Annotated in this window: 9 protein-coding genes, 1 tRNA gene and 1 rRNA gene; 3 read left to right on the forward strand and 8 right to left on the reverse strand. The window is 62.8% G+C overall.

What is annotated here, in order from left to right:
* Window positions 1–126: 126 nt before the first annotated feature.
* From CCR84_RS05515 to CCR84_RS05550, 8 genes are all read right to left on the reverse strand, one after another.
* Complete coding sequence (locus tag CCR84_RS05515) at window positions 127–1,032, reverse strand: DUF7146 domain-containing protein (protein WP_201210411.1); 906 nt, start codon at window positions 1,030–1,032, stop codon at window positions 127–129.
* Window positions 1,019–2,542 carry a DEAD/DEAH box helicase gene (locus tag CCR84_RS05520; protein ID WP_201210414.1) on the reverse strand — a complete coding sequence of 508 codons (1,524 nt, stop codon included), beginning with the start codon at window positions 2,540–2,542 and terminating at the stop codon, window positions 1,019–1,021. The genes CCR84_RS05515 and CCR84_RS05520 overlap by 14 nt, the downstream gene beginning before the upstream one ends.
* A complete protein-coding gene (locus CCR84_RS05525; protein ID WP_201210416.1) occupies window positions 2,539–3,204 on the reverse strand; it encodes a hypothetical protein in 666 nt (221 codons plus the stop codon). Before CCR84_RS05525 ends, CCR84_RS05520 begins: the two co-directional genes overlap by 4 nt.
* On the reverse strand, window positions 3,201–3,683 hold the full coding sequence (locus tag CCR84_RS05530) for a hypothetical protein (RefSeq protein WP_201210418.1): 483 nt from the start codon (window positions 3,681–3,683) through the stop codon (window positions 3,201–3,203). Before CCR84_RS05530 ends, CCR84_RS05525 begins: the two co-directional genes overlap by 4 nt.
* Window positions 3,680–3,859 (reverse strand): hypothetical protein, encoded by a 180-nt coding sequence (locus tag CCR84_RS05535; protein ID WP_201210420.1) that lies wholly within the window; start codon window positions 3,857–3,859, stop codon window positions 3,680–3,682. The genes CCR84_RS05530 and CCR84_RS05535 overlap by 4 nt, the downstream gene beginning before the upstream one ends.
* A 172-nt stretch (window positions 3,860–4,031) precedes the next feature.
* A complete protein-coding gene (locus CCR84_RS05540; protein ID WP_201210422.1) occupies window positions 4,032–4,868 on the reverse strand; it encodes a hypothetical protein in 837 nt (278 codons plus the stop codon).
* A gap of 15 nt (window positions 4,869–4,883) precedes the next feature.
* Entirely contained in the window at window positions 4,884–6,206 is a 1,323-nt protein-coding gene (locus CCR84_RS05545) for a tyrosine-type recombinase/integrase (protein WP_201210423.1), read from the reverse strand.
* A 262-nt stretch (window positions 6,207–6,468) separates the two neighbouring features.
* Window positions 6,469–7,374 carry an IclR family transcriptional regulator gene (locus tag CCR84_RS05550; RefSeq protein ID WP_201210424.1) on the reverse strand — a complete coding sequence of 302 codons (906 nt, stop codon included), beginning with the start codon at window positions 7,372–7,374 and terminating at the stop codon, window positions 6,469–6,471.
* A gap of 289 nt (window positions 7,375–7,663) precedes the next feature.
* On the opposite strand from CCR84_RS05550, the gene CCR84_RS05555 reads away from it, so the two are divergent.
* The 3 genes from CCR84_RS05555 to CCR84_RS05565 all read left to right on the forward strand — a co-directional run.
* The gene (locus tag CCR84_RS05555) at window positions 7,664–8,281 is read left to right on the forward strand and encodes a ParA family protein (RefSeq protein WP_201210425.1); all 618 of its coding nucleotides are present in this window, start codon (window positions 7,664–7,666) and stop codon (window positions 8,279–8,281) included.
* A gap of 119 nt (window positions 8,282–8,400) precedes the next feature.
* A tRNA-Met gene (locus CCR84_RS05560) sits at window positions 8,401–8,477 on the forward strand.
* Between the two features lie 159 nt (window positions 8,478–8,636).
* Window positions 8,637–8,723: ribosomal RNA gene (locus CCR84_RS05565) — 16S ribosomal RNA — on the forward strand; the annotation flags it as partial.

An 8,723-nucleotide genomic window follows, 5' to 3' on the forward strand; every position in this document is an offset into this window, starting at 1 on the left:
CCGCTCGATTGCCCCTGTTTCGTGGATACCGTCGATGGATACCAGTCGTGCGGATACCGGCGATTCGAGTCACGCCCGCCGACAAAAAAACCCGGCGCGCAGCCGGGTCAGTGTCGATTCTCAGCGTCAAGGCGGGGTATCAGCCCAATCGCTGCCTTCGACCTCGGGAATCCGCACCTCGGCCTTGATGCCGGATGCGATCAGACGCTTCGCCAGCGTCCAGGCCGCGCACTGCCCGACTCCAGACTGATCGTTGTCGCCGAAGACGACGACGCGCGCTGTGACGGCAGGCGGCGCCCATTTCTCAAGACCGCCCGCTGAGATTGCCGCCCACACAGGCACGCCGAAGCGCACGGACGCGCTCAGGGCGGTTTCGATGCCTTCGGCTATGCCTACGGTGCCGACAGCCTCAAACAAGCGAACCGCGCTCGCTGGCGGCAGGTTTCCAAGCACCTTCTTGACGGTCGGCAAGTCGGCTTTGTGGCCGTCGTCGGTCAAGTAGGTGCGATGGATGGCCGTACCGTTGCCGTCTGAGTCGGTGACGCGCGCCAGCATCGCCGGGTGCCGGGTGATGGTGCCGTCGTCGTGCTTGTAGGTCAGCGCAGGATGGAACCGGATACACCTCGGAATTGCGGCGATGCCGGTGCGCCGGCGCAGGTACTTGGCGACCGGATCTTCGGCGACGACGGCGCGCGACTCCTGCCATGCTCGCCGGCAGGCTTCCAGCTTCGATGCTGCGCTCGGTGTCGCCGCTGGCGCCCTGGCGGTGACGGTGCCGGCGACGGCGGTCACTTCGTCGGCTGCCTGCTTGAAGTTCCACCCCTTCACAGCCATGAGCAGCGCGAAGCCGTCGCCACTCCCGCAGTGCGAGCAGTAGAACGTCCCTCTGCCGTCCTTGTCGTCGAACCTGAAGCGATCCCTACCCCCGCAAGCAGGGCAGGGGCGGTGCTTGCCGGTCAGGAAGCTACGGTCGATGCCGAAGTTGGCGAGCAGGTCAGGCCAGCGCCCGAGTGCGAGGTCAGCAGCGCGCATTGTTCGCCTCCCTGCGCTTGGCGTAGGCAATCTGGTTCGCCTTGACCTTGTTCAGCACTTCCGGTGTCGGCGGCGCCGTGACTTCGTTCAGGCCGCGCGGCCACACCTCGAAGATGCTGCGGTACTGGTTCGCCGCCCATCCGTGCCTGTATTTCCGCTGGTGCTCGATGAACAGCAACTGCGAATAGACGTGCTGCTTCGCGTCCTTCGTCGCCGGCTTCTTGCGGCGATCCAGCTTCACGAGTTCGCCGTCTTCCACCTCGATATCGCTCTGCCGCTGCGGTGCGAATTCGCAAGACGGGCAGACATGCACCCCGGCAGGCCGAACGAACTTGCACTTCGGGCAGGGCTTCGGTTCTGACTTCTTGCGCTCCTGCTTGCCGCCCGATTGACGCGGCTTCCCGTCGTCGAGTTCGAGCGGCAGGTCGTCGGTCGGGAATCCGAGTCGAACGACGCTGCCCGAGTGGTCGAGCAGCAGCGCCTTTTCCTTGCCGGGGAACGGGCGCAGAACCCGGCCAGCCATCTGAATGAAGCGGATCAGGCTCTTGGTCGGCCTCGCCAGAATCATGCACTCCGCGTGCGGCGCGTCCCATCCTTCAGCGAGCAGTGCCGAGTTCGACAGCACCATGATTTCCCGACGATTGAAGGCGTCGAGAATGGCGGCGCGTTCCTCGTCGTCGTGGTGATAGTCGATGTGCGCGGCAGGCACCCCGGCTGCGTTGAAGGCGGCGGTCAGGTGCTGGCTGTGCGCGATGTTGCAGGCGAAGACGACGGTCGGCTTGCCCTTCGCCAGTCGCAGCCAGTGATTCACCACGTCGCCGACGAGCGAGGGCTTGTCGACCGCTTCGGCAAGCTGCCGCTCGTTGAAGTCGAGTTCGCCGCCGATGCCGCGCTGCGTCTTGACGCCGGTCAGGTCGGGGTCGCTCGGCGCGTAGCATTCCACGTCGACGAGGTTGCCCAGGTCGATCAGTTCGCGGATGGTGGCGCCGACGACAAGACGCTCGAACAGCGGCCCGCCCAACTCGGTGTAATGCTGCCCCAGGCCGGCGCTGAACGGCGTTGCGCTCAGGCCGACGACGGGGACGGCGTTGTACCTGAACAACAGCGACTTGAACTTCGCGCTGCCGGCGACCGCGTGCGCCTCGTCGATGATGAGCAGCGCCACGTCGTCAGGAATGCCGCGCATAGCGATGGTGTCGATTGAGCAGACCATGACGCGCTCGCCGCTGAATCGCGTGTTCTCGCCCTGCATGATGCCGTGCTCGATGCCGGCGCGCGTCAGGTGCGCCGATGCCTGCGCGACAAGCTGTTTCCGGTTTGCGATGAACAACACGCGCTTGCTCGGGTGCCGTTCGACGAAGCGCGTAATCATGGCCTCGGCGACGACGGTCTTACCGCCCCCGGTCGGGCAGTAGAACAGCACGCGCCGACACCCCCCGGCCATGGCCTCGCGCATCGCCTGAATGCCGCGCTCTTGGTACGGGCGCAGGACGGTCGCGGCGGCGCTCATGCTGCCACCTCCCCGGCCAAGTGCGCGACGTGCCTCTCGGGGACTTGGAAGCACTGCCGACCGGCCAAACTGCGAGCGGCGAGTCGAGCAAGATACGCGGCCAGCCAGTCGCCCCCGACCTCGCCGGCACCGTCGAAAACACCTCTACCATGGCAACATGGTTCATAGTCAGCAGTTTTTGCCGGTCGGTTTCCAGCAGTTTCTGCCGGATGTTCAGGGGTGAAACTGCACTTTTTGCCGGATTGATCCAGCACTTTCTGCCGGGTGCTTTTTTTGTCGTCGGGACTCCAGTCTCGCCAAGCGAAGGGCTTGAAACCGGACAGGAACAATCCTTCCTTTTTCTGAACTGGAAGCCATGTGACGGCGAATTTCGTCCATGCCTTGTTGGCTCCATGGCTCCGGGTCTTGTAAAGGAATCCGTGACTGATGCACTCGGCAATCGCTCCACGCAAGGTATGCTCGCTCCCGATGCCGTACCGATTGCAGAATGCGTAGGTCGCTTGAAGATGGCCGTTGTTGTCCTTCGTGAGTTGCCGCGCGACAAGCAGCAGCAGAACTTTCGAGGTCGGCTTCATGGCTGCGAAAGCCGGCGAGTCGATGATGCGATGTTCGATTGCAGCGAAAGGATGCCGGGTGCCGGCTTTGTTTTTGGTCGGAGTCATGCCAACCCCCTCACAATCGTTTCAGCCGCCCAAGCGAGCGCGAGACAGGCGCCGAAGACCGTTGCAACGAACGCGATTTCGGAATGGCCTTTCTGGCGGCGACTTAGCCATGCATGAATCTTGCGGCGGTCGGCGTCGGTCAGCGAATAGACGCCGATTCGCACTTCCTTGCCGTCGCGGTCGAATGCAGGGATTCGCTGGCAGGGGACTTCAAGGCCCCGGCGACGAAGATCAGCAACAAGGTCAGGCCCGTTCGAGCATCCGGCAGCGCGGTCGAGGTGTTCGCGCGTCTGCGAGCGTTTCAGCATCGCATGGATCGCTCGCAGGTATCGCGGGTTATCGGTGCCCGCGAACTTGTCGGATACCGGCGCAGTAGAGGCGGTCGGCGTCGAAGTCGGGAAAAGGTCGGGAATGCTAAAATGATTCGGCTTTTCCCGGCGCCCGCGGCCTCCCCCAAGGTTTTCAGCGGGCGCAATCATTTCTGCACCTGCACGTCAGGCCATGCGGTGCGACCGTTGGCGAGTTTCAGTGGACGGACGCCGAAGTAAGATCCTGTGTTGCAGAGTCGAGCGCGGACGGTTTGGGCTTTGACTCGGTTCCGAGTGGCGAACTCGTCAGTGCTCAGTGTGTATTTCGGGGCGGTGTTCTTTTCCATTCGCGGGTTCTCCTGGTGGAAAACCTCGTCGCTTCACAATTAAAGCAACGTAGGCGAATGGAACTATCTAATGCGGGTCTTCTGCTGATTGTTTGACCCGCATCTGACTCCTAGCATTGGCGCGGGTTTCCGAGATTTGACCCGGATTTAGACCCGCATTTGATACCCGCATTCAGAGGCTGTCGGCGACAGATTCCCATTGGTCTAGGAAATCCGGGAAGTGGCCCTTGATAATGCGGTCGAGCGCGCTTCCTCTCACTGTCCAGCCCTTGCGCGGCGCACTGCTCGCCAGTGCAACGGCGAGCAAAGCAGGGTTCCACAAGTGGGAGTCGCCGCCGCGCCTACCGCAGTCAATCCACGCCTCAGACGCCCATTTCGGGCGCTCTTTGATGATGTTCGCCATACTTGGCGCACCGCTTGGAAGCGGCCAATCGACGGCGAGAATCTCGGCCTTGGGGACGCCTTTTTTTGGCCGATGTTCCGGCCTCTGCACTGGCGTCGATACCTCGGGGCCGGTCGATCCATCTGGTTCGTTCGCCCCCTGATGCTCAATGCGGTCAAGCTCTGCGCTGATGCGCGACACCTCGGCTTCCGCCTCTTGAAGCTGCCGGATGTTCGATTCGCGCTCAAGCCCGGTCGACCACTCGGCGGCCTCTCGCAGTCGCGCAGCGGTCTTCTCGGCGTCGTCAAGTTGGAAAACCAGGTCGAAGGCGCGCGCTTCCGCAACCGGATCACAGAGGGCATGAGTCGCGTCGTACTGCCTCGCGTGCGACTCGCGCTGCTCAGGCGTCAGCCAGTCCCAGGCAATCCACGGCGTCCGCTCCATGGCGGGGGCGACGACGTTTTCCACGCGAACTACACCTGCTTCGTTAATGGTTCGAGTCGTGGCCTTGGGGACTGCGTTCGTGAAGCCGGCTTCCTTCCATGCGTCTTGCTGCTCATCTGTCAGCGAATCCCACGAATCTGACCAACAACCATCAAGCCGTTCAAAGATGCTTTTGACCTTCATTGCTCGCGCCCTTTCTCAGGCTGCCGCTTCGTGGATCGCTACCACGTTCGACGGCGCCTTCTCTCCAGTCTCGATTTGCTTGATCCAGTTCTCCCAAGCCAGCAGCGCGGCGCGTTTCTCAGCCTCGTAGCTGTGCCGGTCATAGTGCTTGTCCTGAACGCCGCCAATGCCGTGGGACAGCACGTGCGCGCGAGTGTCCTTGCTGATGCCAAGGCCAGCCATGCGCATTTCAGCGGTACGGCGAATGTCGCGCAGGTTGAATGCTGGCGCGATACCGGCTTCCATGCAGATGGCTTTCGCGCGCTTGCCGGGTGTCTGCGCGTCGAGCGGCAGCAGATATCCATCCTCATCCGCTCCGGCGAGCAGCGAGTCGACCAGTGCGGCGGCGCGCGGCGCCAGCGGCAGCAGGTGTAGGCGGGCTTTCTTGCGCCGTCCCTTGGGGTCGAGCAGGCGCAGCGTCTTCGTGTCCTTGTCCCAATCAGTAACCTTGATGCGAAGGACTTGCTCCATGCGCTGCCCACCGGCGAGCAATGCCAGCAGCAGCGCCTTGTCGCGCCTGCTGTCGCCAAGGGCGGTGACGTAGGTTTTCAGTTCGTCGTTGGTGAGCACGCGGTCATGTTCACGCGAGGCAATCGCGGGGATTGCTGCGACCGGGTTTGCCGTGATTCCGTATTCCTTGAACGCGACCGGCAGCAGTGGATCGAAGCGGGCGCGCATTCCGACGTTGAAGGCGGCGAGCATGTAGGTGCGCAGGGCGCCGGCTGTGCGCTCCTTGCCGGCCTCTACTACCGCGCGCAGCATGTCCGCAATGTCGTCGGCGGAAACGTCCTTGGCGGGGGTCTGTGTCAGCTTGGCGGGCGCATGGCAGGAAAACAGGCTGCGTGCCGTGCGTGCTGATCCCTTCTTCCCGGCTTTCTCGATGTGCGCGGCGTAGGCTTCAAACAGGGCGGCAAGCGTGTATTTCTTCGCGGCCTCGGCGGCTGTCTCGGCGGCGACCTTGGCTTCGCGCTTCGCTTGCGCGACTTCACGCGGGTCGATGCCCTGGTCGACCAGCGTCGCCAGCCTCTGCGCTTCCTCGCGGGCGCCACGTGTGACTTCCTCGCGCTCTTTGCCTTTGCCCGTCCAAACGGATTCAAGCGGCCATCGTTTGGTGCTACCGAGCGTGATTCGGATGGTGCGGCGATCAAGCTTCGACTCGAAGACGTAAGACTTGGCGCCGGAGGGAGTCACGCGAACTGCCAGTGAAGGAACGGTCTCGTCAAAGACGAATGCCTGCGACTTCTCGGGCGGGCAGGTGAGTTCGTCGATGCGCGTGGGGGTAAGTCGGATGCGTGCCATTTGCATTGCCTCGCAGGGTCACAGGGCCTGTTGACTTGGCTACATGACGCTTCCGTGTAGCCACCATGTAGCCAAAAAAGCTCTACACGGTTCAATTCTAATCAACAGTACCCGGCCTGTAAAGCCTTGCAAATGCTTGGGTTTTGCTTCTGGCTACATTTTTCTGTGTTGATCGAAATTGCCCAAAATTTCTGACTTGTAAGCATCAGGCCCTGGTTCGATTCCGGGCGGGGGCACCAGTCGGCGCCGTGAGTGTCTGTCCTCAGGATGCTTCCGCATCCTTGCGGCGGCGGGGTTTGCGGATTCTTGCGCCTTCGCTGCCGGCTTGTTCGGCCGCGGCAGGCTCCCTGCCTTCGCCTTCGGGCGACTTGTCTCCTCCGGCCGCGTAGCCGAGTCGACGCGAGAGAAGTTCGGCCGCCGCCTTGATGTTCGCGGCCAGCGGGCTGTTCCAGTCCGTGTCGAAGTGGCCGATCGGCCCGAGCGAGGTGACGGCGGCGACCATCTTGCCGGTATGATCGAACACCGGCGCGCTGAAGCCGTTGATGCCGGGCGTGAGGCTGCCGCTGGCACGGGCGATTCCGTGCTCACGAATGTCCTTCAGTATCTCGTCCATCTCGCGCCTCACAGTCGTCAGCGGCTGTTCGCCTGCGCTCGCCGCGGCGCGGAGTTCCTTGTCGAGCTGGCGCTTGAGGTACGGGGAGCGGAAGAAGGCAGCGAAAGCGCGGCCGGTGGCCGAGCTTGCGATCGGCAGGACGACGCCGGTGCGCAAGGTGAGGGAGATCGGTCCGCCGGCCTCGATCCAGCGCACGCAGGTCGGTCCGTAATTGCCCCACAGCGCCAGGGCCACCGTCTCGCCGAGCTGTTCGCACAGGTCGTCGAGGACAGGCGTCGCCAGGCGCACGACGTCGATGCGCGCGAGGCTCGCCAGCCCCAGTTCGAGAGCGAAGCCACCGAGATCGTAGCGTCCGGTGTTCGCGTCCTGCTCGACCAGACCCATGCGCATGAAGCTGACCAGGTAGCGGTGCGCCTTCGCCGCGGCCATGCCGCCGTTTTTCGCCAGGTCGCGCAGCATCATCGGCCTGCCGTGCTCGGCAAGCGCACGCAGCAGGCGAGCGCCCACTTCGATCGACTGGATTCCCTGACGCGGTTTTGATATGTCGGTTGTCATCACACTCTCTGGCTTGTTGTTGTGGCTGGCGCCGCCCGCGAGGGGGCGCTTGCAGCGAATTGTAACGAGTGGCAGGGGCAGGTGCCGAAGATTGTTGCGTCACGAGCGCGGCGGCCACATTTCATGCAAGAATTCGCCGGCAGGGAGGACGCCGGGGCAGGGCTTGCCGCTCGGTTCGAGTCACCTCTGACAGGGGCTGCGCTGTGCGCGGCCCGTCGGCCGGGTTTCGTAAGCGAGTTGCGCGGCGCGGATCACGCAGCTCCCAAGATGAGGATAAGGAGATCTTTGTATGCGAGCAGTGCTTGTCGCCAATCCCAAGGGTGGGGCCGGCAAAACCACGCTGTCGACCAATCTGGCCGGCCACTTCGCCAACGCGGGGCAGCGTGTGACGCTGTGCGACCTCGATCGCCAGCAGTCGGCCTTGCGCTGGATGGCGTTCCGCGATCCAGCGCTGGCACCGATCACCGGCTATTATGGTGGCGGCCAAACCTTCTTCGCCTTGCCGCAGGAGACGGACTGGGCGGTCCTCGATGCGCCCGCCGGACTGCAGGGCTACAAGCTCTCCGACTACCTGCGCGTCGTCGATCGCGTCCTGGTGCCGATCGTGCCGTCCGTCTATGACATGGCGGCGAGCGAGGATTTCCTCAATTCGCTTCGCCAGGAACTGCGCGGCCGCAGCGGCGTCATCGGCATCGTTGCCATGCGCGTCGATCCGCGTACCCGTGCCGCGACGATGTTGGAATCCTTCCTCAAGCACTTCGATTTCCCGATCGTCGCCTACCTGCGCAACACCCAGGCCTATGTGAACACGGCTGCCGGTGGCCGTTCGATCTTCGACACAGCGCCGTCGCTGCATCGTCGTGAAAAAGAATCTTGGGCCGGCCTCTTGCAATGGCTGAATCCTTAGGCTATAGTTCGCCCCCTCGCAGCAACGCACCGCAACAGCCGCAAGGCAGCAACAAAAAAATTGCGGTACGGGGTTGACGAGGTAGGAAAAGCGGCGTAATATCTCGCTTCTCTGACGGACGCGGGGTGGAGCAGTCTGGCAGCTCGTCGGGCTCATAACCCGAAGGTCACAGGTTCAAATCCTGTCCCCGCAACCAGCTCTTTAAAAACGAGACAATTGATAGGTGTGGGTGCTTGTCTGGGCAGCAGTTCTTTGGAACTGTCGCTAAAAAGATGTAGTACTCGCACTGGATGTAAAACTGCGGTCTTGGGGAAGCTCAGGGCCGCGACGTCAAGCGAGAGTTTTATCAGGAATTGAACTGAAGAGTTTGATCCTGGCTCAGATTGAACGCTGGCGGCATGCCTTACACATGCAAGTCGAACGGTAACGGGCCTTCGGGCGC

Origin of the sequence: Rhodocyclus purpureus, assembly GCF_016653115.1 — a bacterium.
Lineage (GTDB): Bacteria > Pseudomonadota > Gammaproteobacteria > Burkholderiales > Rhodocyclaceae > Rhodocyclus > Rhodocyclus purpureus.